The 25,089-nt window shown below is 67.4% G+C and carries 21 protein-coding genes; 14 read left to right on the top strand and 7 right to left on the bottom strand.

Annotated elements, in window-relative coordinates:
- From ACN9MV_RS20500 to ACN9MV_RS20480, 5 genes are read right to left on the bottom strand one after another with little or no spacing between them, the layout of a single operon-like run.
- Positions 1-621, bottom strand: coding sequence for an HD domain-containing protein (locus ACN9MV_RS20500; RefSeq protein ID WP_426389223.1), 621 nt, complete (start codon positions 619-621; stop codon positions 1-3).
- A gap of 5 nt (positions 622-626) precedes the next feature.
- Positions 627-1,739 (bottom strand): lytic murein transglycosylase B, encoded by a 1,113-nt coding sequence (mltB, locus tag ACN9MV_RS20495; protein WP_426389221.1) that lies wholly within the window; start codon positions 1,737-1,739, stop codon positions 627-629.
- A gap of 53 nt (positions 1,740-1,792) precedes the next feature.
- Positions 1,793-3,814: a transglutaminaseTgpA domain-containing protein gene (locus tag ACN9MV_RS20490; protein ID WP_426389220.1), complete on the bottom strand. Its 2,022-nt coding sequence runs from the start codon at positions 3,812-3,814 to the stop codon at positions 1,793-1,795.
- A gap of 13 nt (positions 3,815-3,827) precedes the next feature.
- Entirely contained in the window at positions 3,828-4,805 is a 978-nt protein-coding gene (locus tag ACN9MV_RS20485) for a DUF58 domain-containing protein (RefSeq protein WP_426389219.1), read from the bottom strand.
- Positions 4,802-5,722: an AAA family ATPase gene (locus tag ACN9MV_RS20480; protein ID WP_426389218.1), complete on the bottom strand. Its 921-nt coding sequence runs from the start codon at positions 5,720-5,722 to the stop codon at positions 4,802-4,804. The genes ACN9MV_RS20485 and ACN9MV_RS20480 overlap by 4 nt, the downstream gene beginning before the upstream one ends.
- Positions 5,723-5,802: 80 nt before the next feature.
- Between ACN9MV_RS20480 and ACN9MV_RS20475 the strand changes: the two genes are divergently transcribed.
- The 12 genes from ACN9MV_RS20475 to cydX all read left to right on the top strand — a co-directional run bounded on the left by ACN9MV_RS20475 (position 5,803) and on the right by cydX (position 20,522).
- Positions 5,803-6,756 (top strand): histone deacetylase family protein, encoded by a 954-nt coding sequence (locus ACN9MV_RS20475; protein ID WP_093080179.1) that lies wholly within the window; start codon positions 5,803-5,805, stop codon positions 6,754-6,756.
- Between the two features lie 46 nt (positions 6,757-6,802).
- Positions 6,803-8,083: a mechanosensitive ion channel family protein gene (locus ACN9MV_RS20470; RefSeq protein ID WP_093050734.1), complete on the top strand. Its 1,281-nt coding sequence runs from the start codon at positions 6,803-6,805 to the stop codon at positions 8,081-8,083.
- A 135-nt stretch (positions 8,084-8,218) separates the two neighbouring features.
- On the top strand, positions 8,219-8,968 hold the full coding sequence (locus tag ACN9MV_RS20465) for an electron transfer flavoprotein subunit beta/FixA family protein (RefSeq protein ID WP_426389216.1): 750 nt from the start codon (positions 8,219-8,221) through the stop codon (positions 8,966-8,968).
- A 2-nt stretch (positions 8,969-8,970) separates the two neighbouring features.
- Positions 8,971-9,903: an electron transfer flavoprotein subunit alpha/FixB family protein gene (locus ACN9MV_RS20460; protein ID WP_097200197.1), complete on the top strand. Its 933-nt coding sequence runs from the start codon at positions 8,971-8,973 to the stop codon at positions 9,901-9,903.
- Between the two features lie 74 nt (positions 9,904-9,977).
- On the top strand, positions 9,978-11,768 hold the full coding sequence (locus tag ACN9MV_RS20455; RefSeq protein WP_093080189.1) for an acyl-CoA dehydrogenase: 1,791 nt from the start codon (positions 9,978-9,980) through the stop codon (positions 11,766-11,768).
- Between the two features lie 79 nt (positions 11,769-11,847).
- Positions 11,848-12,810 (top strand): NAD(P)H-dependent flavin oxidoreductase, encoded by a 963-nt coding sequence (locus ACN9MV_RS20450; protein WP_093050722.1) that lies wholly within the window; start codon positions 11,848-11,850, stop codon positions 12,808-12,810.
- 59 nt (positions 12,811-12,869) lie between these two features.
- Entirely contained in the window at positions 12,870-13,982 is a 1,113-nt protein-coding gene (locus ACN9MV_RS20445; RefSeq protein ID WP_093080249.1) for an acyltransferase family protein, read from the top strand.
- A 156-nt stretch (positions 13,983-14,138) separates the two neighbouring features.
- A complete protein-coding gene (gene cydD / locus ACN9MV_RS20440) occupies positions 14,139-15,827 on the top strand; it encodes a thiol reductant ABC exporter subunit CydD (protein ID WP_426389214.1) in 1,689 nt (562 codons plus the stop codon).
- The gene (locus ACN9MV_RS20435) at positions 15,824-17,536 is read left to right on the top strand and encodes an amino acid ABC transporter ATP-binding/permease protein (RefSeq protein ID WP_426389212.1); all 1,713 of its coding nucleotides are present in this window, start codon (positions 15,824-15,826) and stop codon (positions 17,534-17,536) included. Before cydD ends, ACN9MV_RS20435 begins: the two co-directional genes overlap by 4 nt.
- Before the next feature lie 45 nt (positions 17,537-17,581).
- Complete coding sequence (locus ACN9MV_RS20430) at positions 17,582-19,201, top strand: cytochrome ubiquinol oxidase subunit I (RefSeq protein ID WP_093050710.1); 1,620 nt, start codon at positions 17,582-17,584, stop codon at positions 19,199-19,201.
- Positions 19,198-20,352, top strand: coding sequence for a cytochrome d ubiquinol oxidase subunit II (gene cydB / locus ACN9MV_RS20425; protein WP_426389209.1), 1,155 nt, complete (start codon positions 19,198-19,200; stop codon positions 20,350-20,352). The genes ACN9MV_RS20430 and cydB overlap by 4 nt, the downstream gene beginning before the upstream one ends.
- Positions 20,353-20,372: 20 nt before the next feature.
- Entirely contained in the window at positions 20,373-20,522 is a 150-nt protein-coding gene (cydX, locus tag ACN9MV_RS20420; protein ID WP_426389207.1) for a cytochrome bd-I oxidase subunit CydX, read from the top strand.
- A gap of 11 nt (positions 20,523-20,533) precedes the next feature.
- Here the strand turns inward: cydX and ACN9MV_RS20415 are convergent, their stop codons facing one another.
- Both ACN9MV_RS20415 and ACN9MV_RS20410 read right to left on the bottom strand, forming a co-directional pair.
- Positions 20,534-21,115, bottom strand: a complete 582-nt coding sequence (locus tag ACN9MV_RS20415) for a GbsR/MarR family transcriptional regulator (RefSeq protein WP_093050701.1) — start codon at positions 21,113-21,115, stop codon at positions 20,534-20,536.
- Between the two features lie 49 nt (positions 21,116-21,164).
- Positions 21,165-22,190 (bottom strand): AraC family transcriptional regulator, encoded by a 1,026-nt coding sequence (locus ACN9MV_RS20410; RefSeq protein ID WP_426389205.1) that lies wholly within the window; start codon positions 22,188-22,190, stop codon positions 21,165-21,167.
- A 111-nt stretch (positions 22,191-22,301) separates the two neighbouring features.
- On the opposite strand from ACN9MV_RS20410, the gene ACN9MV_RS20405 reads away from it, so the two are divergent.
- Both ACN9MV_RS20405 and ACN9MV_RS20400 read left to right on the top strand, forming a co-directional pair.
- Positions 22,302-23,861, top strand: a complete 1,560-nt coding sequence (locus tag ACN9MV_RS20405; RefSeq protein ID WP_426389204.1) for a long-chain-fatty-acid--CoA ligase — start codon at positions 22,302-22,304, stop codon at positions 23,859-23,861.
- Between the two features lie 40 nt (positions 23,862-23,901).
- Complete coding sequence (locus ACN9MV_RS20400; RefSeq protein WP_097198820.1) at positions 23,902-25,086, top strand: lipid-transfer protein; 1,185 nt, start codon at positions 23,902-23,904, stop codon at positions 25,084-25,086.
- Positions 25,087-25,089 lie beyond the last annotated feature (3 nt).

Below are 25,089 nucleotides of genomic sequence, written 5' to 3'. Positions count from 1 at the left end.
TCAGCCGGCGATGGAGCGTTGCAGGTTGGCGCGCGCCTGTGCTTCGAGCTGCGCGTGCATCCGCGGCGTGGCGTAGATGGCCTGGCGGTCGAGAAAGCGCTGAAGGATCGCGCGGCGGCGCGGCAGGCGCACTTCATCCGGAACGAAGGCGTATTCGGCATGCACCTGGCGCTCGTACTCGTCGAAGCGTGTGCGTTCAGCGCCGAGGATCGACAGGTCGATGTCGATCAGCAGTTCGGCATCGCGGCCTTCGGGCACAGCGTCGTGGCGCGTGGCCATGACGAGCGCGTGAACCCGTTCGGCTGCTGCTTCGTCCACGCCGGCTTCAAGCAGGGCCTGGCGCGCCCAGTCGGCGCTGCGAGCTTCGTTGTCGTGGGCGTGCACGTCGTAGATCGCGTCATGGAACCACAGCGCAAGCGCCACTTCGCCAGGGCGCTCGGCCGATGTCTTCTCGCGCTCGAACCATGCGAGGCATTCGCCCAGGTGCTGCATCGTGTGGTAGTGGCGCTGCGGCTCGCCGTAGCGGCGCTGCAGCTCGGTGCAGAGCGCATCGCCGGGCGACTCGACGCCCAGCGCACCCCATGCGTCGGTCCAGTTCGCGTGCAGCGCCTCGGGTGTCATGGTGCCTATTGCTCCATCGCCGCCTTGACCTCTTGCCCGAGGTCGAGCACGGACATGGCGTAGTAGCTGCTCCAGTTGTAGCGCGTGATCACGTAGAAGTTGCGCGTGCCCGCCACGTAGGTTGGCGGTGCGTCGGCACCGTTCTGCAGCTCGATCAATGCGAGCAGGCCCTTGTGCTTGATGCCTTCGCCCTCGGGCACCGCACCGGCGGCCACGAAGCTGTCGGCGCTGAAGGTCGGCTGGATGTCGGGCGCCAGCAGCAGCGCCTTCTGCAGCCGCGCTTCCTCGAAATGCACGGGGTAGATGGCCGGCATGCCGGGCGTCCAGCCGAAGGACTTGAAGTAGTTGGCGACCGAGCCGATCACGTCGGCGGGGTTGTTGACGAGGTCGATGCGGCTGTCGCCGTCGAAGTCGACCGCGTACTTGGCCATGCTGCTGGGCATGAACTGCGGCATGCCCATGGCGCCGGCATAGCTGCCCAGGGGCGTGAGCGGATCGTCGGCGGTGCGGCTCTCGGTGCTCAGGAAGCTTTCGAGTTCGCCGCGGAAGAATGCCTGGCGCTCGGCTGCGCGTGGGTGGCCGTCGGGGAAGTCGAATGAGAGCGTGGCCAGCGCGTCGATCACGCGGAAGTTGCCCATGTTGCGGCCGTAGATGGTTTCCACGCCGATGATGCCGACGATGATTTCAGGCGGCACGCCGTACACCTGCTCGGCGCGCGCCAGCGTGTCAGCGTTGGCGCGCCAGAAGCGCACGCCGGCCGCGATGCGCACCGGGTCGATGAAGCGGCTGCGGTACGTTTGCCAGTTCTTCACGGTGCCGACCGGGCCCGGCAGCATCAGGCGCGGCACGTTGGGCAGGAAGCGCGCGCTGCCGATGGTGGCGCGCACCCAGTCGCGGTCGAGTCCTCGGCGCTCGGCCACGTCGTCGGCGAATTGCATCGCGTCGTCGCGCGTGGCGTAGGGCGTGCTGCCGCGCACCGGGTTGGCGGCTGCATTCCGGCCATTGGAAGGGCCGTTGGAAGATTTCTGGGCCATGGCCCCCGTGGACCAGGCGCAGCATGCGGCGAGAAGAGCGGCTGCCGCAGCGGCGCGAGAAGGCGTAGGGAGAAAAAATCGCATCGGCCGATTGTGCCGTCCGCCCGCGCCGCCCCTCTTCAGGGACACATGTGGTTTCAGCCGCGTGCGTTGGCGCTGGGCCAGGCGAGGTGGCGGAACTCCGAGCGCAGGGTGGAGAGCGAGTCTGGCGTGGCCGGCGCGTAGCGCTGCGCTTCGAGTTTCAGCAGCCAGTCGCGCACGGCCTGCGCGGCAGGGCCGAAACGCGCGTCGGCTGCCTGCGCCATCTGGCGGGGCGGGGCGGTGTCGGGCAGTTGCAGGCCGGCCTTGGCGAGGCGCGCGCGCGCCTGGCCCAGCAGGCGCAGCCACGGATCGTGCCGGCTGCGCTCCCACAGCGTCCAGGCGGCACCGGCCAGGCTCGCGCCCACCAGCAGGTAGAGCAGCACGTAGGCCAGGTCTTCGAGGCTCGGCGCTTCGAAGCCGATGTTCTTCAGCAGGTTGAGCTGGCGGCTCTGCGTGTAGTTGAGCACCCACTGGTTCCAGCCGTTGTTCACGGCCTCCCAGGCGGCGCGGATGTTCTGTGCGAGCGTGGGGCTCATCGAGCCGATGGCGCCCGCGAACAGGCCCGGTTGCGGCACGAGCCGTTGCGTCTGGCCGATGCGCCCCGGGGCGACGGAGCCTGTCGGGTCCACGCGCGTCCAGCCGGAGCCTTCCTGCCAGATCTCGGCCCAGGCGTGGGCATCGCTCTGGCGAATGATCCAGTAGTTGTCGACGCCGTTGAGTTCTCCGCCCTGATAGCCCGTCACGATGCGTGCCGGAATGCCGAGGTTGCGCATCAGCACCACGAAGGCCGAGGCGATGTGCTCGCAGAAGCCCTCCTTGCGGTCGAACCAGAACTCGTCGGCGGTGTTGTCGCCATAGACGCCCGGCTCCAGCGTGTAGGTGTAGCCGCCGGTGCGAAGGCGCCGCAGGGCGGCCTGCACGAATGCCTGTGCATTGGCGTTGGCCAGCGCGGGATCGGCACGCATCTCGGCGGCGAGGGCGGCGGTGCGCGGGTTGGTGCCAGGCGGCAGCGCCAGATAGGCCTGGAGCTGGCCCCCCGTACGCTTCACCGGGCCGCTCTGGAACTGCGTGTAGCTCTCGGCGCGGTAGCGCACCAGATCGGTGACGGGGCGGTTAGCGAGCCATTGCAGGTCGGGCGTGCCGGTGACTTCGAATCCGGCCGCCTCGGGGGGGCGCTGCGAGGCGTCGAGGGTCAGCAGCCAGGGGCGGTTGTTGGCTTCGAGCGTGATTTCGTAGCGCACGGGCTCGCCGCTCACGCGCAGGTTGGCGGACCACTGCGCGCCGCGCGCCCATGAGGGGAGCGCGGTCCACTCACGGCCGTCGAACTGCGCCAGCACCGGCCCGCGAAAGTAGAGCTGGCTTTGCGGCGGCGCGCGGTCGCCATCGAACCTGATGCGCGCGGCGATGCTGTCGTCGAGCGCCAGTTCAGCGATGGTGCCCACGCGCATGGTGTTCGACAGGCCGGTGCGGCCCGCCATGGCGTCGCTGGGCGTGCCCCACAGCGGTGCGAAGCGCGGGAACAGCAGGAACAGCGCGAGCATGATCGGTGCGCCCGCAAGCGCCATCCATCCCGCGGTGCGCGCGGCCTGCATCAGCGGAGGCCGGCCCACGGGCATGTGCGCGTTGACCAGTGCCGTCAGCAGGCCCAGCAGCGCCAGCAGCATGGTGAAGGCGGTCAGCAGCGATTGCGAATAGAAGAAGTTCGTGAGCATCGTGAAGAAGCCCAGGAAGAAGACGACGAAGGCGTCTCGCCGCGCGCGCAGTTCCAGCGTCTTGAGTGCGAGCAGGCTGACGATCAGCGTGACGCCCGCGTCCCGGCCCAGCAGTGTGCGGTGGGTGGCGTAGGTGGCGCCGATCGTCAGCATCAGCAGCGCAAGGCGCCACCACTTGCTGGGAAGGGGGCGTGCCTGCACGGCCAGCGAGGCACGCCAGAGCAGCACCATTGCCGTGATGGCCGTGCACCACCAGGGCAGGTTTTCGACCTGCGGCAAGAGGATCAGGCCGATGACGCAGAGAAGGAAAAGGGTGTCCCTCGCGTCGCGGGGAAGCGAGGCGAGTTCGCGTGCAACTCTGTTCATTCGACGGTCTCGTTCAGCACAGGGCCAATGCCTCCAGGCAGGCCCGTCGGTGGGCTTCGCCCTGGGACGGTTTCACGACCCGGCCCGCCACCCGCACGCCGTAGTCCACGCCCAGCCGGTCTGACATCAGCACCCAGGCGCACAAGCGCGAGATGCGGGCCTCGGTGTCCGCGAGGCCAGTGGCCTGCGCATCGAGCCAGAGTTCTTCGCGCTGGGTCTGCTGCGTGTCGCGGCTGACGAGGTCTTCCGACCCGGCTGCCTGCGCCCGCGCGGCCTTCTTCCAGACCACGAGCTTCAGCGGATCGCCGCGCCGGTAGGCCCGCACGCCGTCGTATTCGCCGGCGTTGTGTGCCCGCAGCGCGGCGGACACTGCCGCCGGGCCGGACAGGGGCTCGCCCGGCGGGAGCGGCGGCGGATGCGCTTCGGGCGTGGGGTACACCAGCATCTGCGCGGCCGGCCGCCAGACCGTCCACACGCGGAACGTGCCGAGCGGGAAGCGCGTTTCCGCCGTCAGCGGCGGCACCGGATGCAGCCCGCGCCGCTCGGGCTTGAATGCGATCTCGACGGTCGACGTGCCCTCGGCCGGCACATCGGTCCAGGCCCATTGCCCGCTGCCGCGCACGGCCATGCCGATGCCGTAGCGCACGCTGCGTCGCGTGTTGTGCAGCACCACCCGGAAGACGGCGGCGGCGCCCGCATAGTGGGCGTCGGGCGCCACCATGTGCATGGCCAATCCGCGCAGCGTGCCGTGGCACACATGCATGCCCACGGCCACGCTGCCGGCGAGCAGGAAGGTCAGCATGTAGCCCAGGTTGAGCTGGTAGTTGATCGAGGCGATCAGCAGCACCAGCAGCGTCGCGGCCAGCGTCCATCCAGCCCGCGTGGGCACGATGTAGACATTGCGCTGCGTCAGCTCCAGTGTGTCCGACGGCGGACGGCGCGACAGGAACCAGCCGTCGATGCGCGAGCGGAGGGCGCCTGCAGGGCTCACGGCAGCGGCACTGCGGCGATCATGGCGCGCACCTGCTCGACGGCGCCGCGGCCTGCGTCGCCAACCGGCGTGAGGCGGTGCGCGATCGTCTGCGGCAGCACGGCCTGCACGTCATCGGGAGCGACGTAGTTGCGGTTGGCCAGCAGCGCCTGCGCCTTGGCCGCACGCAGCACCGCGATGCCGGCGCGCGGCGACAGGCCCTGCAAAAACCAGCGGCCAGAGCGCGTGGCCGCGATAAGGTCTTGCACGTAGTTGAGCAGCGGATCGGCCGCATGCACCTGCTGCACGCGCTGCTGCAGGGCGGTCAGCTCGCCGGCGGTCAGCATCGCGGGCAGGGAGGCCAGCATTTCGCGGCGGTCGATGCCCGAGAGCAGCTGGCGCTCGGCGGCGCGGTCGGGGTAGCCGAGCGAGATGCGCATCAGGAAACGGTCGAGCTGCGACTCGGGCAGGGCGAAGGTGCCGAGCTGGTCCTGCGGGTTCTGCGTGGCGATCACGAAGAAGGGCGTGGGCAGGGGACGGGTCTCGCCTTCGACGGTGACCTGCTTTTCTTCCATCGCCTCGAGCAGCGCGCTCTGGGTCTTGGGGCTGGCGCGGTTGATTTCGTCGGCCAGCAGCACCTGCGCGAAGATCGGCCCGGGGTGGAACACGAAGGCCTGCTGGCCCCGGTCGTAGATTGCCACGCCCGACAGGTCGCCCGGCATCAGGTCGGCGGTGAACTGCACCCGGGAGAACTGCAGCCCGAAGGTGTGCGACAGCGCGTGGGCGAGGGTGGTCTTGCCGACCCCGGGCACGTCCTCGATCAGCAGGTGCCCGCCCGCCAGCAGACAGGCAACGCAGTCGCGCACTTGGGCCTCTTTGCCCACGATCACCGTGTTAAGCTGAGTTAACAAAGTGGCTAGCTTTGCAGCAACGTCCATATTTGTATCCATATGCAAACGATACCGTAAGACCTGCCGGCCCCATGCCGCGTGAGGTCTAGACGTGGCGACAGAGACACATGGGCAAGACAGGCTACTTCACACATCGCGACTTCTGGAAGCACGACATGGGCGGGGGGCATCCCGAATGTCCCGGGCGCCTGGATGCCATCGAAGACCGCCTGCTGCTTACCGGCGTGGGTGACGCACTGGAGCACTGCGAGGTGCCGCTGGCCACCCTGGAGCAGCTCACCCGGGCGCACAGCACGGAGCACGTCGAGTACCTCGAGGAACTGCATCAGCGCCTGGTGGCCGACGAGCCCGCCGGCGGCCCCGACCACGCGCAGGTCGATCCCGACACGATGCTCACCCGCTTCACTCTGCTGGCCGCGCGCCGCGCCGCCGGCGCCGCGATTGCCGCGACCGACGCGGTGATTGCCGGCGATCTGGAAAACGCCTTCTGCTCGGTGCGCCCACCTGGCCACCACGCTTGCCGGGAGCAGGCGATGGGCTTCTGCTTCTTCAACAACATCGCCATTGCCGCGCGGCACGCCATCGACGTGCACGGCCTGGAGCGCGTGGCCATCGTCGACTTCGACGTGCACCACGGCAACGGCACCGAGAACATCCTGTCGAACGACCCGAACGTGCTGATGGTCGGCTTCTTCCAGCATCCGTTCTATCCGTACAGCGGCACGGTGCATCCGGCATCGAACATGCTGAACCTGCCGATCCCGGCCTACACCCGGGGCATGGACGTGCGTGAGCTGATCGAGGCGATCTGGATGCCGCGGCTGGAGGAATTCAAGCCGCAGATGATCTTCATCAGCGCCGGCTTCGACGCCCACCGCGAGGACGATCTGGGCCAGCTTGGCCTCAACGAGAACGACTTCGCCTGGATCACGGGCCGCATACAGGATGTTGCCAGGCGCCATGCGAAGGGCCGTATCGTCTCGATGCTCGAAGGCGGCTACAACCTCGATGCGCTGGCGCGCAGCGTGGAAGCCCACATCCGCGTTCTCGCGGACCTGTAACGCAGCCGGCGCGAATGGCGCCCACGCTTCCGTTTTCTTTCAATAGATGAATTTCAACGATTTCACCCAACGCCTCGCCCAGGTCGATGCGCGCGGCCTCGGCATCGAGCTGGTTGCGCTGGTGGCCTGCGTGGCGCTGGCCTGGGCCGTGAGCAAATGGTTCGGCCGCGACCAGCCCAAGGACTCGATCTGGTTCGGCGAAAGCACTTTCGACGGGCTGCTGTTCCCGCTGCTGGCGCTGGTGCTCACCGATCTCGCCCGGCGCGTGGTGATCGATTTCCAGACCGTGCTGGTGCTGCGCATCGCGGTGCCAGTGTTCCTGTCGCTGGCGGTCATCCGGCTGTTTGCGCGAGTGCTGCGGGCGGTGTTTCCGGCGTCCAACGTCGTGCGGTTGATCGAGCGCACAGTCTCCTGGCTGGCCTGGATCGCGGCGGTGCTCTGGATCGTGGGGCTGCTGCCGCCAGTGCTGGCCGAACTCGACCAGATCACGCTGGCCTTCGGCAAGACGCGCGTGAGCCTGCAGACGATCTTCCAGGGCGTGCTGTCGGCGGGGCTGGTGCTGGTGATCTCGCTGTGGATCTCGAGCACCATCGAAAAACGCATCCTGCGCGAGGCCGTCACTGACCTGTCGATGCGCAAGGTGGCTTCGAACGCGGTGCGCGCCTTCCTGCTGCTGGTCGGCCTGCTGTTCGCGTTGTCGGCGGTGGGGGTGGACCTGACGGCGCTGTCCGTGCTGGGTGGCGCGCTCGGCGTGGGCCTTGGCTTCGGGCTGCAGAAGCTGGCGGCCAATTACGTGAGCGGCTTCGTGATCCTGCTCGAACGCTCGATCCGCATCGGCGACAACGTGAAGGTCGACACCTTCGAGGGCCGCATCACGGACATCAAGACCCGCTACACCCTCATTCGCGCGGGCAACGGACGCGAGGCCATCGTGCCGAACGAATCGCTCATTACCAGCCGGGTGGAAAACCTGTCGCTGGCCGACCGCAAGTTCAACATCACGACCACCATCGTGGTCGGCTACGAGAGCAACGTGGCGCAGGTGCAGACCATCCTGTGCGATGCGGCCAAGGCCCAGCCGCGCGTGATGACCGACCCGGAGCCCGTGGCTTTCCTCATGAACTTCGCGCCCGACGGCCTGGAGTTCACGCTGAACTTCTGGGTGGCCGACCCCGACAAGGGCAAGGACAACCTGCGCTCGGCCATCAACATCGCCATCCTCGACGGGCTGCGCGGCGCGGGCATCGACATTCCCTATCCGCAGCGGGTGGTGCGTGTGGAGTCTTTACCGGATGGACTCGCCCAGCCGCCCAACGCTGTTTTATAATCACGGAAAAGCACGATCGTTCTTTTTTCTTGGCGCCTGCGCCGATGAGAAGAACGGAGAGGCCGCAAAGGTCGCGTCCTAGAATGACCGGCTGCCCTCGAAGCCCCCTTTTTGCAATCCAATGGAGTCAAGTCAATGAAGGTTCTTGTACCTGTCAAACGGGTCGTCGACTACAACGTGAAAGTGCGCGTCAAGAGCGACGGCACCGGAGTGGACATTGCCAACGTCAAGATGAGCATGAACCCCTTCGACGAGATCGCCGTTGAAGAAGCCGTGCGCCTGAAGGAAAAGGGCGTTGTGACCGAAGTCATCGCCGTCTCGTGCGGTGACGCCAAATGCCAGGAAACCCTGCGCACCGCAATGGCCATCGGTGCCGACCGCGGCATCCTCGTGGAAACCACCGAAGAACTGCAGCCCCTGGCCGTGGCCAAGCTGCTCAAGGCGCTGGTCGACAAGGAACAGCCGTCTCTCATCATCCTCGGCAAGCAAGCCATCGACGACGACGCCAACCAGACCGGCCAGATGCTGGCGGCTCTTGCTGACCTGCCCCAAGCCACCTTCGCCTCCAAGGTCGAAGTCGCTGGCGACAAAGCCACCGTCACCCGCGAAGTCGACGGCGGCCTGGAAACCATCTCCCTGAGCCTGCCGGCCGTCATCACCACCGACCTGCGCCTGAACGAGCCGCGCTACGTCACGCTGCCCAACATCATGAAGGCCAAGAAGAAGACGCTCGACGTCTTCAAGCCCGAGGACTTGGGCGTGGACGTCAAGCCGCGCCTGAAGACCCTGAAGGTGGCTGAGCCCCCGAAGCGCGGCGCCGGCATCAAGGTGCCTGACGTTGCAACGCTGGTGGACAAACTGAAGAACGAAGCGAAGGTGATCTGAACATGACCGCACTTGTTATTGCCGAACACGACCACGCGACCGTCAAGCCCGCGACCCTCAACACCGTGACTGCTGCACTCGCCTGCGGCGGCGATGTCCACGTGCTGGTGGCCGGCGCCAATGCCGCCGAAGCCGGCAAGGCCGCCGCGCAAATCGCCGGAGTCTCCAAAGTCATCGTGGCCGACAGCCCCAGCCTCGCTGAAAACCTCGCCGAGAACGTCGCAGCCCAAGTGCTGGCGATCGCATCCAACTACAGCCACATCCTGTTCCCCTCGACCGCCAACGGCAAGAACGTCGCTCCGCGCGTGGCTGCCAAGCTCGATGTGGCCCAGATCAGCGACATCACTTTGGTTGTCAGCCCCGACACCTTCGAGCGCCCGATCTATGCAGGCAATGCGATTGCCACCGTGCAGAGTGCGGACCCGATCAAGGTGATCACGGTGCGCACGACCGGCTTCGACGCCGCAGCCGCCACGGGTGGCAGCGCAGCGGTTGAAACGGCCGAAGGCGTCGCAGACAGCGGCAAATCGAGCTTCGTGGGCCGTGAAGTCACCAAGAGCGAACGCCCCGAGCTGACCGCCGCCAAGATCATCGTTTCGGGCGGCCGAGCCCTCGGCAGCGCAGAGAAGTTCACCGAAGTGATGGCCCCTCTGGCCGACAAGCTGAACGCGGGCTTGGGCGCCAGCCGCGCAGCCGTCGACGCGGGCTACGCCCCGAACGACTGGCAAGTGGGCCAGACCGGCAAGATCGTCGCGCCTCAGCTGTACATCGCAGCAGGTATCTCGGGTGCCATCCAGCATCTGGCCGGCATGAAGGACTCCAAGGTGATCGTGGCGATCAACAAGGACGAAGAAGCCCCGATCTTCTCGGTGGCCGACTACGGCCTCGTCGCCGACCTGTTCACGGCTGTGCCGGAACTGGTGAAGGCGCTCTGATCGCATTGCTGCACTGAGCCAGAGGGCATCGTTCGCGATGCCCTTTTCGTATCCGCTGTATCTGGAGACAAGACATGAGCTACACCGCCCCCATCAAGGACATGCTGTTCGACATCGAGCACCTGGCCAACATCGGCGAGATCGCGAAGCTGCCGGGCTTCGAAGACGCCGGCCTCGAAACCGCGCAGGCCGTCCTCGAGGAATGCGCGCGCTTCAACCAGGACGTGGTCGCGCCGCTGAACGTGGCGGGCGACCGCAATCCCTCGTCGTTCAAGGACGGCGCCGTCACCACCACGCCGGGCTTCAAGGAAGCCTTTGCGCAGTACGTGTCGGGTGGCTGGCAGGGCCTGCAGCATCCGGCGGACTTCGGCGGCCAGGGCCTGCCCAAGACCATCGGCGCGGCTTGCGGCGAGATGCTCAACTCGGCCAACATGAGCTTCGCTCTGTGCCCGCTGCTGAGCGACGGCGCCATCGAGGCGCTGCTCACGGCCGGCTCCGACGAGCTCAAGGCGGTGTACCTTGAAAAGCTCGTGAGCGGCCAGTGGACCGGCACGATGAACCTCACCGAGCCGCAGGCCGGCAGTGACCTCGCCATGGTGCGCAGCCGCGCCGAGCCGCAGCCCGATGGCACCTACAAGGTGTTCGGCACCAAGATCTTCATCACCTACGGTGAGCACGACATGGCCGAGAACATCGTGCACCTCGTGCTGGCCCGCGTGACCGGTGCGCCCGAGGGCGTGAAGGGCATCAGCCTGTTCGTGGTGCCGAAGTTCCTCGTCGGCAAGGACGGCTCGCTGGGCGAACGCAACGACGTGCACTGCGTGAGCATCGAGCACAAGATGGGCATCAAGGCCTCGCCCACTGCCGTGCTGCAGTACGGCGACCACGGCGGCGCAGTGGGCTACATCGTCGGCCAGGAGAATCGCGGCCTCGAATACATGTTCATCATGATGAACTCGGCCCGCTATGCGGTGGGCATGCAGGGCATTGCGATTGCGGAGCGCGCCTACCAGCACGCCGTGGCCTACGCAAAAGACCGCGTGCAGAGCCGCCCGGTCGATGGCTCCATCAATGCCAGCGCGCCCATCATTCATCACCCCGACGTCAAGCGCATGCTGATGACGATGCGCGCCTACACCGAAGGCTGCCGCGCGATGGCCAGCGTGGCCGCTGCCGCCTACGACGCCGCGCATCATCATCCCGACGCGGATGCGCGCAAGCAGAACCAGGCCTTCTACGAATTCATGGTGCCGCTGGTCAAGGGGTACAGCACCGAGATGAGCCTCGAAGTGGCCTCGCTCGGCGTGCAGGTGCACGGCGGCATGGGCTTCATCGAGGAGACCGGCGCGGCGCAGTACTACCGCGACGCCAAGATCCTGACGATCTACGAAGGCACCACCGCCATCCAGGCCAACGACCTCGTGGGCCGCAAGACCGCACGCGACGGTGGCCAGACCGCAAAGGCGATTGCCGCGCAGATCGAGAAGACCGAAGCCGAACTCGCCAAGAGCGACAGCCCCGCGGCGGCTGCCGTGCTCAAGCGCCTGAAGGCCGCGCGCCTTGCGTTCATCGACGTGGTCGATTTCGTGGCCGGCCAGACCAAGGCGTCGCCCAATGCAGTGTTCGCCGGCAGCGTGCCCTACCTGATGCTCGCGGGCAACCTCGTGGCAGGCTGGCAGCTCGCGCGTTCGCTGATCATTGCGCAGGACCTCGCCTCGCGCAGCTTCGACACCGACTTCATGCTGGCCAAGATCGCCACCGCGCGCTTCTACGCCGAACACATCCTCAACAAGGTGCCGGGCATCCGCGACAGCATCGTCGACGGCGCCGAGAGCGTCACGGCGATGGCGCTCGACGCCTTCTGACGCACCGCCGCTGTCGCCCATCTGACGGGCGATGGCGGCTTCTCTCTCTTATAAAACCGAACCCATCTCCGGAGACGACATGTCCAAGCTGCCCCCCGTACTCGCGAACCTGCCGCTGCCGATCATCGGCTCGCCGCTGTTCATCATCAGCAACCCGAAGCTCGTGATTGCGCAATGCAAGGCGGGCGTGGTCGGCTCGATGCCGGCGCTCAACGCGCGCCCCGCGGCGCAGCTCGAAGAGTGGCTGATCGAGATCACCGAAGAGCTCGCGGCCTACAACAAGGCCAACCCCGACAAGCCTGCCGCCCCGTTCGCCATCAACCAGATCGTGCACAAGAGCAATGACCGGCTCGAGCACGACATGGAGATGGTCGTGAAGTACAAGGTGCCGATCGTCATCACCTCGCTGGGCGCGCGCACCGACGTGAACGACGCGGTGCACAGCTACGGCGGCGTGACGCTGCACGACATCATCAACAACAAGTTCGCGCAGAAGGCGATCGAGAAGGGCGCTGACGGCATCATCGCCGTGGCGGCCGGTGCCGGCGGCCACGCGGGCGTCAAGAGCCCGTTCGCGCTGGTGCAGGAAATCCGCCAGTGGTTCGACGGCCCCATCGCGCTGTCGGGCTCCATTGCCACCGGCGGTGCGGTGCTTGCCGCGCAGGCCATGGGCGCCGACTTCGCCTACATCGGCACGGCCTTCATCGCGACCGAGGAAGCGCGCGCGAGCGACGACTACAAGCAGGCCATCGTCGACGGTAGTTCGGACGACATCGTCTATTCGAGCCTCTTCACGGGCGTGCACGGCAACTACCTCGCGCCCAGCATCGTCAAGGCCGGCATGGACCCGGCCAACCTGCCCGAGGGCGACGTGAAGACCATGAACTTCGGCGGCGGCGAAGGCAGCAAGGCCAAGGCCTGGAAGGACATCTGGGGCTCGGGCCAGGGCATTGGCGCCGTGACCGAAGTGGCCAGTGCCGCGGCCTTCATCGAAAAGCTCAAGCGCGAATACCAGGAAGCAAGGCAACGGCTCGCGCTTTGACTGCCACTGCGAACGGCGCCGCGCCTGCTGCCGGCGCGCCGCCGTCATCGCTGGGGCGCATGCCGCTGCTCGACGCGGCGAAGGGCATCGCCTGTGCGGTGATCGTTGGACACCATCTCTCGCGCTATGGCCCGATGCCGGCAGGCGCGTACGCGCTCGCGCCTGATTTCTTCTCGTGGTTGGCCAACGAAGGCCGGCTGGCGGTGCAGGTGTTTCTCGTCATCGCCGGCTTTCTAGCGGCCGCCAGCCTTGCGCCCGACGGCATGCTGCGCGTGGAGCGGCCGGTGACGCGCATCCTGCAGCGCTATGGGCGGCTGGTCATGCCGTACCTCGCCGCGCTCACTGTGTGCGTGCTGGTCGCGGCGGTGGTGCGGCCGTGGCTCGATGAAGAGGTTGTGCCTGCGTCGCCGACCTTCGGGCAACTGGTCGCCCATGGATTGCTGCTGCAGGACTTGTTGGGCTACGAGTCGCTGTCGACGGGCGTCTGGTACGTGGCCATCGACTTCCAGCTGTTCGCGCTGGCGCTGGCACTGGTGGGCCTGCCCACGATGCTGCAGCGCTCCAGCGGCTCGCCGCCGCTGAGCGCACAGGCGCGCTGGATGCCGGTGGCGCTGGTGCTCGGGCTGGCTGTGGCTTCGCTCGCGCTCTTCAATCGCAATGCCGGGCTGGACGACACAGCCTTCTATTTCTTCGGCACCTACGGTGTGGGCATGCTGGTGTTCTGGATCGGGCGCGCGACACGGTCAAGCACCTGGCAGAGCGCGATCGCATTGCTTGCGCTGGTGGGGGCGGGCGCGCTGGCTATCGACTGGCGCAGCCGTATCGCCACGGCGCTGTTCACGGCACTGCTGATTGCCATTGCGCAGCGCCGCAACTGGCTGTCGCCTAAGCACTGGCCTGCCGTGGCCCTGCCTTTGCTGCGGCTGGGGCGTATGTCGTACTCGCTGTTCTTGATCCACTTTCCGGTGCTGCTTGCCATGAATGCGGCGGTTGCGAATTCCGGGCCGCACGGTGCGTGGTTCGACGCGGTCGGCCTCGTGGCGACCTTCGGCCTGTCGGTGGCCGCGGCGGCGCTGCTGTACCGCTGGGTGGAAGCGCGCCCGGCCTCGTGGCGCGCGGTGTTCACGCTTTTTGCTGCGCTGCTGGTTACCGGGCTAGTCGTTTCTCATTAAGGACAGGGGCGCCCGCGCAGGCGCACTGGCCGAATCTTCCTGAACCCGGTTGCGCTCGAGCGCCGGAGCGTGCAGTCTGCGGGCTCGTCAGCCGCTCGTATCTTCGGTATGATTGTGGAGATTTCAGTAATTACTGAAAATACACGAAACCAAGGAATGACCAAGCACTCGCCATCCCGATCGCCGCTGCGGGCTTTCGCGTCGCCTGACGTCGGCGGGGTGGTGCAGGGTGCCGCGGCGCTGTTCTGGCTGCCGCAGGCGGCGCTGCTGGCGATGGCGGTGCAGGGACTGGCTTCCGGGCGCGGTTTCGCTGCCGTGATCTGGCCCGCCGGCGCGATCCTGCTGCTTGGGCTGCTGCGGGCGGGTTGCGAGGCCTGGGGCGCTCGCCGGACCTTTGCTCGTGCACGTGCACAACTCACGGCGCTGCGCGAGCAAACGGCCACGGCGCTGGCCGGCAGCTCGCCGCTGGACCGCAGCCGCGCGCCTTCCGGGCTCGCCGCCAGCGTGCTCGCCGAGCAGGCCGAAGCTCTGGTGCCGTACCTCGTGCGCTACCAGCCCGCGCGTTGGCGCGCGACGGTGGTGCCGATCTTCATCCTGTGCGCGGTGGCCGCCTTTTCATGGGTGGCCGCGCTGGTGCTGCTGTTCGCGGCGCCGCTCATTCCGGTCTTCATGGCCATCGTCGGCTGGCGCGCCAAGGCTGCGAGCGAAGCGCAGATGGTGGAGATGGGCGGCATGAACGCCTTCCTGCTCGACCGGCTTCGCGGGCTGGCGACACTGCGTGCGCTCGATGCGGTGGAGACCACGGCGCAGCGGCTGGGCGATGCAGCGCAATCCCTGCGCCGACGGACGATGGCGGTGCTGCGCATCGCGTTTCTCTCGTCAGCTGTGCTGGAGCTTTTCTCGGCGCTGGGCGTGGCGATGGTGGCCGCGTACGTCGGCTTTCACCTGCTGGGCTCGCTCGGCTTCGGCGCTTGGGGCCGGACGCTGAGCCTGGGCGAGGGGCTGTTCGTGCTGCTGCTGGCGCCGGCGTTCTTCGAGCCCCTGCGAGAGCTGTCGGCGGTCTGGCATGACCGGGCTGCGGGCGAAGCGGCGCTGGAGGCACTCGACCGCTTGCAGCGCAACGACCTGCCGCTGCCTGGTGCGAACGCCTCGCTGACGCGCGCCGCGACGGGCGTGCCAGGCGGCGCGCCGACCATCGCCATCCACAACCTGCATTTCTCCTGGCCCGGCGAGCAGCAAGAGGTCTTCGAAGGCTACGAGCTTCGCATCGCGGCCGGTGAACACATTGCGCTGATGGGCCCCAGCGGCTCTGGCAAGACTGCATTGCTCTCAATACTCGCAGGCCTCGTGCCCGCCACGCGCGGCGAGATCTCGATCGGCGGCGTGGCGCTCACGGACCACACCGTGGCGGCGCTGCGCCAGCGCATGGCGTGGATGGGCCAGGCGCCGCACGTCTTCGCCGGCTCGGTCGAAACCAACGTCGCATTGGGGCGCGTGGGCGTGGACACCCCACAGGTCGCCGAAGCCATGCGCTTCGCATCGCTCGAAGCCGTGACGCAGGCGCATCCCGGCGTGACGCTAGGCGAGGGTGGCCATGGCCTGTCTGGTGGAGAAGCCGTGCGACTTGCCCTCGCGCGCATCGCGGTGCATCCGCACGCCGACCTGCTGCTGGTAGACGAACCGACAGCGCACCTCGACACCGAAACCGCTGAGCGCGTCGCCGACGCTCTGGTGGCACTGGCGCGCGGCAAGACCCTCGTCGTCGCCACGCACGACCCGGTGCTGGCGGCTCGCATGGACCGCGCGGTGAACCTCGGCGCAGAAGCGCTGGAGAAGGCCGCATGAAGGCGACGCCAATCCACGCCACGAATTGGCGCGATCTGCGCCTGGTCCTGCGCCCCTTCCTTGCCGCGCAGCCACGTCCTCTTCTGCTCGGCTGCCTGCTCGCCGCAGTCACCGTGCTCGCAGGAATGGCGCTACTCGGCCTCTCGGGTTGGTTCATCACCGCGACCGCATTGGCCGGCCTGCACGCGGCCACCGCCTTCACCTTCGACGTGTTCATGCCCTCCGCCGGCATCCGCCTGCTGGCACTCGGTCGTACGGCATCGCGCTATGGCGAGCGGCTTGTGACGCACGACGCGACCTTCGCCGTGCTCGCAGCGCTGCGCGTTCGCCTGTTCCGCGGCTGGGCAAAGGCCGAGGCGGCGCGCGAGCTGCTGATGCGCCCGGCCCGCCTGCTGTTTCGTTTGACGGCGGACATCGACGCGCTGGAATCGCTTTACCTTCGCCTGCTCGTGCCAGCCGCCGCAGCGCTGGGTGCGGCATTGCTGGCCGGCGTGGTGCTCGGCTTCATGCATGTCGCCATGGGCCTCGCGCTGATGCTCTGGCTCGTGACCGTCGGCTGGGGCATCGCGTTCGTCGTCGCAAGGCGAGCACGCCGGCCGGCCGTGCAGCGGGCGCATGCCATCGAGGCGCTGCGCGCACGCGCAGTCGATCTCGTGGCGGGGCAGACCGATCTGGTGATGGCCGGCCGCATCGGCGCACAGCGCCAGGCGTTGATGAACGCCGACATGCATCTCGCAAAGGCCGACCTGGCATTGAACAAGCTCGAAGCGGCGGCCGGCTTCGCCTATGGCAGCGCGGGCACCCTGACCCTCGTCGGCGTGCTGCTTGCCGTCGGCCTGCTGGTGGGCGAGGGCGTCATCGGCGCGCCGGCGGCGGCACTGGCACTGCTGGTGGCGCTCACTGCCACCGAGCCCTTCGCGGCCTTGCGCCGCGGTGCGCTCGATGCGGGCCGCACGTGGCTGGCGGTGCGGCGTCTTGCACCGCGCATGAGCGAGGAGTCCGCCTCAACGTCAACGTCGAACGAACCCGATGCGACGCTCGCATTGCAACTGCAGCGCGTCACCGTGGTCCACGATGGCAGCCGCACACCCGTCCTGAGCGACGTGACCTTGGCCCTGAACGCAGGCGAGCGCGTCGCATTGATCGGCGCGAGCGGCGCAGGCAAGTCGACGCTGCTCGCCGCCATTGCAGGCGAAATCACGCCGCAGTCCGGCAGCAAGAACGCACAGCCCGCGTGCCTTCTGACCCAACGCACCGAACTCTTCCAGGACAGCCTGCGCGACAACCTCCGCCTCGCCGCGCCCAACGCCACTGACGCCCAACTGCATGCCGTACTGCACGCAGCAGGCCTCGAAGACGAAGTGCGCGCACTGGCCACGGGCCTCGACACCCGGCTCGGCGAAGGCGGCCTGGGCCTCTCCGGCGGCCAGTCGCGCCGCCTTGCGCTGGCCCGCCTGCTGCTGCGCCCCGTGCCCCTCTGGCTGCTCGACGAACCCACCGAAGCGCTCGACGCTGCCACCGCACACGACGTGCTGCAACGCCTCGCCCAACACGCAGGCCCACGCACCTTGCTGATCGCCACTCACCTGCGCCGCGAAGCCGCGCTCGCAGACCGCCTCGTGTGCATGCGCCAGGGCCGCATCGTCGCCGACCTGCGGCGTGGCAGCGAAGCCTTCGACGCCGCACTGCGCAGCCTGCGCCCCGACTGAACACTGACAAAGAAAAAACAGGCAACCCAAAAGGAAGAACCCCCCATGGACCTCGACATCGTCGCGCTATCGCGCCTGCAGTTCGCCGTCACGGCGCTGTACCACTTCCTGTTCGTGCCGCTGACGCTCGGGCTTTCGATCATCCTCGCCATCATGGAGACGGTCTACGTGATGACCGGCCGCGTGATCTGGCGCGACATGACGAAATTCTGGGGCGTGCTGTTCGGCATCAACTTCGCGATGGGCGTTGCCACCGGCATCGTGATGGAGTTCCAGTTCGGCATGAACTGGAGCTACTACAGCCACTACGTCGGCGACATCTTCGGCGCGCCGCTGGCCATCGAGGGGCTGATGGCCTTCTTCATGGAGGCCACCTTCGTCGGGCTGTTCTTCTTCGGCTGGGACAAGCTCTCCAAGGTGGGCCACCTGATCTCGACATGGGCTGTGGCCATCGGCTCCAACTTCTCGGCGCTGTGGATCCTCATTGCCAACGGCTGGATGCAGAACCCCGTGGGCGCGGCCTTCAACCCGCAGACCATGCGCATGGAAGTGACCGACTTCTTCGCGGTGCTGACCAACCCGGTGGCGCAGGCCAAGTTCGTGCACACCGTGTCGGCAGGCTATGTGTGCGCCGCCGTGTTCGTGCTGGGCGTGTCGGCCTGGTATGTGCTCAAGGGCCGTCACCTCGAACTGGCCAAGCGCTCGATGACGGTCGCGGCCTCGTTCGGCCTGGCCGCCGCGCTGTCGGTTGCCGTGCTCGGCGACGAGAGCGGCTATCTCTCGGGCGAGCACCAGAAGATGAAGCTGGCCGCCATCGAAGCCATGTGGGAGACGCAACCCGCGCCTGCCGCCTTCACCGTCATCGGCTTCCCCGATCAGGAGGCGCGCGAGACGCACTACGCCATTCACATCCCCGCGGTGATGGGCCTGATCGGCACGCGCTCGCTCAACACAGTGATGCCCGGCATCGACGAGCTCGTGAAGCGCGCTGAAGCCCGCATCCGAGAAGGCCTCAAGGCGTACGACGCACTGCAGAAGATCCGCGAGGCAGGCGGCACCGGCAAGGTGACGCAGGGCGTGCGCGGGGACTTCGAGGACAACGGCATCAACATGGGCTACGCGCTGCTGCTCAAGCGCTACGTGGACGATCCGCGCACAGCGACGGACGAGCAGATCACCAAGGCCGCATGGGACACCGTGCCGCAGGTGGCGCCGCTGTTCTGGCTGTTCCGCGTGATGGTGGGCATCGGCATGCTGCTGATCCTGCTGACGGGCACCTTCTTCGTGCTCTCCGCGCGCCGCAAGCTCGACAGCTACCGCTGGCTGCTGAAGCTCGCCGTGTTCGCGATCCCGCTGCCGTGGATCGCCATCGAGTCGGGCTGGCTGGTTGCTGAGTTCGGCCGCCAGCCGTGGGTGATCGAAGGCGTGCTGCCGACAGCTGTAGCTGTGTCGAACCTCGGCGTGAAGACGCTGCTGCTCACGCTCGCTGGCTTCATCGCGATCTACACCACGCTGCTCATCATCGAGATGAAGCTGATGCTCAAGGCCATCCGCAAGGGGCCTGAAGCCGAGCATGCGCCGGACGAGGGCGACACGCTCTCGCACATTCCGCCGGCCCACGCAGGCGCGGCCATTCCTTCTCCTTCCACCGGGAGCGCAGCATGATCCTCCACACACTCCTCGACTACGACACCCTGCGCATCATCTGGTGGCTGCTGATCGGCGTGCTGCTGGTGGGCTTCGCCGTGACCGACGGCTTCGACCTGGGCAGCGGCATGCTGCTGCCCTTTGCCGCGCGCAACGACATCGAACGCCGCGTCGTCATCAACAGCGTGGGCCCGGTGTGGGAAGGCAACCAGGTGTGGCTGATCCTCGGCGGCGGCGCGATCTTCGCGGCGTGGCCGCAGTTGTACGCCGTGTCTTTCTCGGGCTTCTACCTTGCGATGTTCGTGATTCTCACGGCGCTGATCCTGCGGCCCGTGGCCTTCAAGTTCCGCAGCAAGCGCGAGTCGCCGCAGTGGCGCGCGCGCTGGGACTGGGTGCTGTTCTTCAGCGGCTTCGTGCCCGCGCTGATCTGCGGCGTGGCCGTGGGCAACGTGCTGCAGGGCGTGCCGTTCCGCTTCAACGCCGACATGCACATCTTCTACGACGGCAGCTTCTTCGGCCTGCTGAATCCGTTCGCGATCCTGTGCGGTCTGGTGTCGGTGGCAATGCTCGTGATGCACGGCGCGGCATGGCTGCTGCTGAAGACTGCCGGGCCGGTGGCCGAGCGTGCACGCACCTACGGCATGGTTGCCGCCGTGCTCACCATCGCGCTGTACGCACTGGCCGGTGTGCTGCTGGCGACGAGCATCGGCGGCTACCGCATCAGCAGCGTGGTCGATGCGGTGGGGCCGTCGAATCCGATGCTGAAGACGGTCGAACTGCATGCCGGCGCGTGGACCGTCAACTACGCGGCGCACTCGTGGACGCTCGCCGCACCGGCGGCTGGCTTCGTCGGCGCGCTGGGTGCTTTGCTCGGGCTCGCGTTGCGCCGCCCGGTACTCGCGCTGCTGACCGCGGCGCTCGGCATCGCCGGCATCATCCTCAGCGTGGGAGCGTCGATGTTCCCGTTCATCCTGCCGTCGTCGATCGATCCGCGCGCCAGCCTCACGGTGTGGGACTCGTCGTCGAGCCACCTCACGCTGTTCATCATGCTGGTGGTCACGGCCTTCTTCATTCCGCTGATCGTGGCCTACACCAGCTGGGTCTATCACGTGCTGTGGGGCAAGGTCGACGAGCAGGCCATCCGCGACGAGAGCGGCCACGCCTACTGAACGAACAGAGGAGAAAAAAGATGTGGTACTTCGCCTGGATCCTCGGCCTGCCGCTGGCAGCCGCTTTCGCCGTACTCAATGCGATGTGGTACGAACTCATGGACGACGAGGCCGTGCGCAAGGCCAAGCTCGGAACGCCCGAGCCGCTGGCGGGGCAGGAGCGGCTCTAGAGGCTGCAGGCCTATTCGGCGGCCTTCTTCTTCGACGCTGCGCCGCCGGTAATGCGGTCCTTGAGCGTCAGCACCTTCGTCACGGTCGCGCCCATGCCCATGAGCTTCATGGCGGTCTCGGGCGCGAGCCGCTGCACGTCGTCGAACCACTTCATCAGCCGGTCGATCAGGTCGTGCATTTCGCGCATGCGCTCCTGCGCGTGGCGCTCGGCGTCGCTCGTGGGCGATTCGAGCAGGGCGTTGCGCAGCATCGAGAGCGTGGGCTCGATCTCGCGGCGGCGGCGCTCCTCGGCCAGCACGCGAAAGATTTCCCACACGTCCGAAGGCGCCTCGAAGTATTCGCGTCGGTCGCCCGGGTGATGCCGCAGGTGCACCAGTCGCCAGGCCTGCAGTTCCTTCAGGCCCATGCTGACGTTCGAGCGCGAGAACTCGAGCAGCTCGGCGATCTCGTCGGCGTTGAGCGCGCGCTCCGACAAAAAGATCAACGCGTAGATCTGCCCGACGGTGCGGTTGATGCCCCACTTGCTGCCCATCTCGCCGAAATGGGCGACGAACTGGCGGTTGAGGGGAGGGAGATCGGAGGAAGTTGCCATGCGCCGGATTGTCGCGTGGATGGCTGTAATTTCGGAAAGTCCTGAAAACTCAATCCGCTGGCGCGCGCCGCCGGTACGACCCCGGCGCGCCTCCCGTCCATGCCTTGAAGGCTCGCTGGAACGCCGCGCTGTCGGCAAAGCCCAGCTCCTCCGCCAGCACCGCGAGCGGCACGGTGCTGGTGTTGAGCCGCACGATGGCGAGGTCGCGTCGCAACTGGTCTTTCAGCGCCTGGAACGAGGTGCCCTCGGTCGCCAGGTGCCGCTGCAGCGTGCTGACCGACATGTGCAGCACGCTCGCCGTGGTCGCCAGGTCGGCCCATGCCGGGCGGTGCTGCTGCAGCACCGCCCGCACCCGCGCGCTCACGGCCTGCTCGGCGAGTCGGGGCAGGATCACGTTGGCCGGCGCGGCCGCCAGAAAAACCTGCATCTCCTGCGCGTCACGGTGCACCGGCGTGTCGAGCGCGCTGGCGTCGAACCACACGGCCGACAGCGGCTGGCCGAACTGCAGCGGCCCCGGGAACACCTTGGCGTAGCCGTCCGCATAGGGCGGCAGCTCGAAGCCGAAGTCGAAGCGGCGCGCCACCAGCCGGCCGCCGTGCAGCCATGCGAAGAGCCGCCAGTACACCCGCAGCATCAGCTCGTGCAGAAAGTTCTGGTGCGTGGCGGGCTGGATGTTCAGCCTCACGCCGAAGCCCGCGAGCGGGCCTTCGTGCAGCAGCACCAGCGACAGGTCGTCCTGCAGCAGGCTGAAGGTGTGGGCCACGCGGCGCAGTGCCACCTCGAAGGTGCGCGCGCCCAGCGTGGAGCGCGTCATCAGCGCAAAGCTGCCGCGGCGCAGGCGCCGGGTGAGAAAGCCCAGTGCCTCGTCGTCCATCCGGTCCATCAGCAGTGCGAACAGCGCAACGTACTGCTCGGCCGTGATGCGCGCGCCGGTCTCGTCGAGCAGGGCGGGGGCGATGCCCGCGTCTTCCAGTGCCGTGTCGATATCGAGCAGCGCCTCGCCGCCGCGCGCACGAATGCCCGACAGCATGCCGTGGACGAAGGCGATCGGAATGGTGACGGGCGGTTGCAGCATGAGTCCTGTCGATTGACGTTTTCTGCCATGCGATCGAAGCGAAGTGCAATCGCCGGGCAGCCGCCGGATTTCTACCATGCGGCTACACAAGAACGAGACGGAGACAAACCCATGTACCTCACCCAGGGCCTTCACCGGGCCGTGCAGCAGCGCCCCGATGCCATCGCCGTGCGCTTTGCCGGCCGTGCACGGAGCTTCCGCGACTTTGCCGAACGGGTCGCACGCCTGGCCGGTGCGCTGCAGCGGCTGGGCATGCGGGCGGGCGACCGCGTTGCCATGCTGTCGCTCAACTCCGACCGCTATCTTGAGTACCAGATGGCCGTGCCCTGGGGCGGCGGGGTGCTCAACCCCTGCAACATCCGCTGGTCGGCTGCCGAGATTCTTTACTCGCTGGAAGACTCGGGCTCCAGCATCCTGCTGGTCGACGAGACCTTCCGGCCGGTGGTCGAGCAGATGCGTGGCCAGTCGAAGAGCCTGCGCGAAGTCGTCTACTGCGGCGACGGCCCGGTGCCGCCCGGCATGCACAGCTACGAAGGCCTGATCGACGCCGCCCAGCCGGTGCCTGATGCCGTGCGCCGTGGCGAAGACCTGGCCGGCATCTTCTACACCGGCGGTACCACCGGTTTCCCCAAGGGCGTGATGCTGAGCCACACCAACATCTGCAGCTCGGCGCTCGCGGCGCAGGCAGAAGGGCTGGCCCCGGCGGGCGGCTGCTACCTGCATGCCGCGCCGATGTTCCACCTGGCTGACATGGGCCTGGCCACGCCGCACTGGTTTGCGGGCAACACGCACGCGATCATTCCGATGTTCACGCCCGAGGGCGTGCTCAACGCCATCGAGCGCGACCACGTCACCAGCCTGCTGCTGGTGCCCACCATGATCCAGATGCTGGTGGACCACCCCGCCATGCGGGAGCCGCGCGACCTGAGCAGCCTGAAGAACATCACCTACGGTGCCTCGCCAATCTCCGAAGCCGTGCTGAACCGCGCGATGGAGGCCTTTCCGGGTGTCGGGTTCGTGCAGGCCTATGGCATGACCGAGCTGTCGCCCATCGCCACGCTCAACCCCGCGTACTTCCACACGGCCGAAGGCCGCAAGCACGGCAAGCTGCGCTCGGCGGGCCGCGCCGCTGTGTGCATGGAAGTGCGCGTGGTCGATGCCGACGACAAGGAGGTGCCGCGCGGCACCGTCGGCGAAGTGGCCGTGCGCGGCCCCAACGCGATGCAGGGCTACTGGAACAAGCCCGAGCAGACGGCCGCCGCGCTGCGCGACGGCTGGATGCACACCGGCGACGGCGCCTACATGGACGACGACGGCTTCATCTTCGTGGTCGACCGGCTGAAGGACATGATCATCAGCGGCGGCGAGAACGTCTATTCGGCCGAGGTAGAGAACGCCATCAACCAGCATCCCGCGGTGGCAGCCTGCGCTGTCATCGGCATTCCGAGCGAGGAGTGGGGCGAGGCCGTGCATGCCGCGCTGGTGCTCAAGCCGGGGCAGGCAATCAAGCCCGAGGAGCTGATCGCGCACTGCAAGACGCTGATTGCCAACTACAAGTGCCCGCGCAGCGTGGCCATCCTCGACGCGCTGCCGCTGTCGGGCGCCGGCAAGGTGCTGAAGACAAAGCTGCGCGAACCCTTTTGGCAAGACCGCCAGCGAGGCGTAGCCTGAGCCTGTCTGTTTTCTTATTCGAACCTCCAAGGAGCCTCTCATGAGTCAAGACGTCTATGTCGTCGGGGTCGGCATGATCCCGTTCACCAAGCCGGGCGCGAACCAGCCCTATCCGCAGATGGCCGCCCATGCCACGAATGCGGCGCTGAAAGACGCCGGCATCGGCTACGAGCTGGTGCAGCAGGCCTACGTGGGCTACGTGTACGGCGACTCCACCGCCGGGCAGCGCGCGCTGTATGAAGTGGGCATGACGGGCATTCCGGTCGTCAACGTCAACAACAACTGCTCCACCGGCTCGACCGCGCTGTTCCTCGCGCGCCAGGCCGTGGCCAGCGGCGCCGCCGACTGCGTGCTGGCGCTCGGCTTCGAGCACATGAGCCCCGGCGCGCTCGGCGCGGTGTTCAACGACCGGCCCAGCCCCTTCGACCATTTCGAAAGCATCACCGACGAGCTGGTCGGCAACGAGCAGGTGCCGCTCGCGCTACGCTACTTCGGCGGTGCAGGGCTCGCGCACATGCAGCAGTACGGCACGCAGATGTCGACCTTCGCGAAGATCCGCGCCAAGGCCAGCCGCCACGCGTCGAACAATCCGGTGGCGCTGTTCCGCACCGTCGTCACCGAAGATGAAGTGATGGCCGCGCCCGTCATGTGGCCCGGCGTGATGACGCGGCTGATGGCCTGCCCGCCCACCTGCGGCGCAGCCGCGGCCATCGTGTGCTCGGCCCGCTTTGCCGAACGCCACGGGCTGGACCGCAGCGTGCGCATCAAGGCGCAGGCCATGACCACCGATCGGCCCATCACCTTCGAGAGCCGCGACATGCGCGAGGTGGTCGGCTTCAGCATGGCGCAGGAGGCCGCGCAGAAGGTGTACGACGCGGCCGGCGTCGGCCCGCAGGATGTCGACGTGGTCGAGCTGCACGACTGCTTCGCGCACAACGAACTCATCAGCTACGAGGCGCTGGGCCTGTGCCCGGTGGGCGGCGCCGAGAAGTTCGTGGTCGATGGCGACAACACCTATGGCGGCAAGGTGGTGACCAATCCGTCGGGCGGGCTGCTGTCGAAGGGGCATCCGCTCGGGGCCACGGGGCTGGCGCAATGCACGGAGCTGGTCCAGCAGCTTCGGGGCACAGCCGACAAACGGCAGGTCGAGGGTGCGCGGATGGCACTGCAGCACAACCTCGGGCTGGGCGGCGCCTGCGTGGTGACGCTCTACGAGCGCGTCTGAGAA

Origin of the sequence: Variovorax sp. R-27 (assembly GCF_049913215.1) — a bacterium.
GTDB lineage: Bacteria > Pseudomonadota > Gammaproteobacteria > Burkholderiales > Burkholderiaceae_C > Variovorax.
Note: the sequence above shows the minus strand (reverse complement) of the source record. Positions and strands in the feature narration are given on the sequence as shown.

Bases quoted from the DNA above. Each gene is read 5' to 3' on its own strand.
- ACN9MV_RS20480 (WP_426389218.1), bottom strand. From the start codon at position 5,722: ATGGACGTTGCTGCAAAGCTAGCCACTTTGTTAACTCAGCTTAACACG.
- ACN9MV_RS20465 (WP_426389216.1), top strand. From the start codon at position 8,219: ATGAAGGTTCTTGTACCTGTCAAACGGGTCGTCGACTACAACGTGAAA.
- cydD (WP_426389214.1), top strand. From the start codon at position 14,139: ATGACCAAGCACTCGCCATCCCGATCGCCGCTGCGGGCTTTCGCGTCG.
- ACN9MV_RS20470 (WP_093050734.1), top strand. From the start codon at position 6,803: ATGAATTTCAACGATTTCACCCAACGCCTCGCCCAGGTCGATGCGCGC.
- ACN9MV_RS20400 (WP_097198820.1), top strand. From the start codon at position 23,902: ATGAGTCAAGACGTCTATGTCGTCGGGGTCGGCATGATCCCGTTCACC.
- ACN9MV_RS20430 (WP_093050710.1), top strand. From the start codon at position 17,582: ATGGACCTCGACATCGTCGCGCTATCGCGCCTGCAGTTCGCCGTCACG.
- ACN9MV_RS20500 (WP_426389223.1), bottom strand. From the start codon at position 621: ATGACACCCGAGGCGCTGCACGCGAACTGGACCGACGCATGGGGTGCG.
- ACN9MV_RS20445 (WP_093080249.1), top strand. From the start codon at position 12,870: ATGCCGCTGCTCGACGCGGCGAAGGGCATCGCCTGTGCGGTGATCGTT.
- cydX (WP_426389207.1), top strand. From the start codon at position 20,373: ATGTGGTACTTCGCCTGGATCCTCGGCCTGCCGCTGGCAGCCGCTTTC.
- ACN9MV_RS20455 (WP_093080189.1), top strand. From the start codon at position 9,978: ATGAGCTACACCGCCCCCATCAAGGACATGCTGTTCGACATCGAGCAC.
- cydB (WP_426389209.1), top strand. From the start codon at position 19,198: ATGATCCTCCACACACTCCTCGACTACGACACCCTGCGCATCATCTGG.
- ACN9MV_RS20415 (WP_093050701.1), bottom strand. From the start codon at position 21,115: ATGGCAACTTCCTCCGATCTCCCTCCCCTCAACCGCCAGTTCGTCGCC.
- ACN9MV_RS20410 (WP_426389205.1), bottom strand. From the start codon at position 22,190: ATGCTGCAACCGCCCGTCACCATTCCGATCGCCTTCGTCCACGGCATG.
- ACN9MV_RS20435 (WP_426389212.1), top strand. From the start codon at position 15,824: ATGAAGGCGACGCCAATCCACGCCACGAATTGGCGCGATCTGCGCCTG.
- ACN9MV_RS20475 (WP_093080179.1), top strand. From the start codon at position 5,803: ATGGGCAAGACAGGCTACTTCACACATCGCGACTTCTGGAAGCACGAC.
- mltB (WP_426389221.1), bottom strand. From the start codon at position 1,739: ATGCGATTTTTTCTCCCTACGCCTTCTCGCGCCGCTGCGGCAGCCGCT.
- ACN9MV_RS20490 (WP_426389220.1), bottom strand. From the start codon at position 3,814: ATGAACAGAGTTGCACGCGAACTCGCCTCGCTTCCCCGCGACGCGAGG.
- ACN9MV_RS20460 (WP_097200197.1), top strand. From the start codon at position 8,971: ATGACCGCACTTGTTATTGCCGAACACGACCACGCGACCGTCAAGCCC.
- ACN9MV_RS20405 (WP_426389204.1), top strand. From the start codon at position 22,302: ATGTACCTCACCCAGGGCCTTCACCGGGCCGTGCAGCAGCGCCCCGAT.
- ACN9MV_RS20450 (WP_093050722.1), top strand. From the start codon at position 11,848: ATGTCCAAGCTGCCCCCCGTACTCGCGAACCTGCCGCTGCCGATCATC.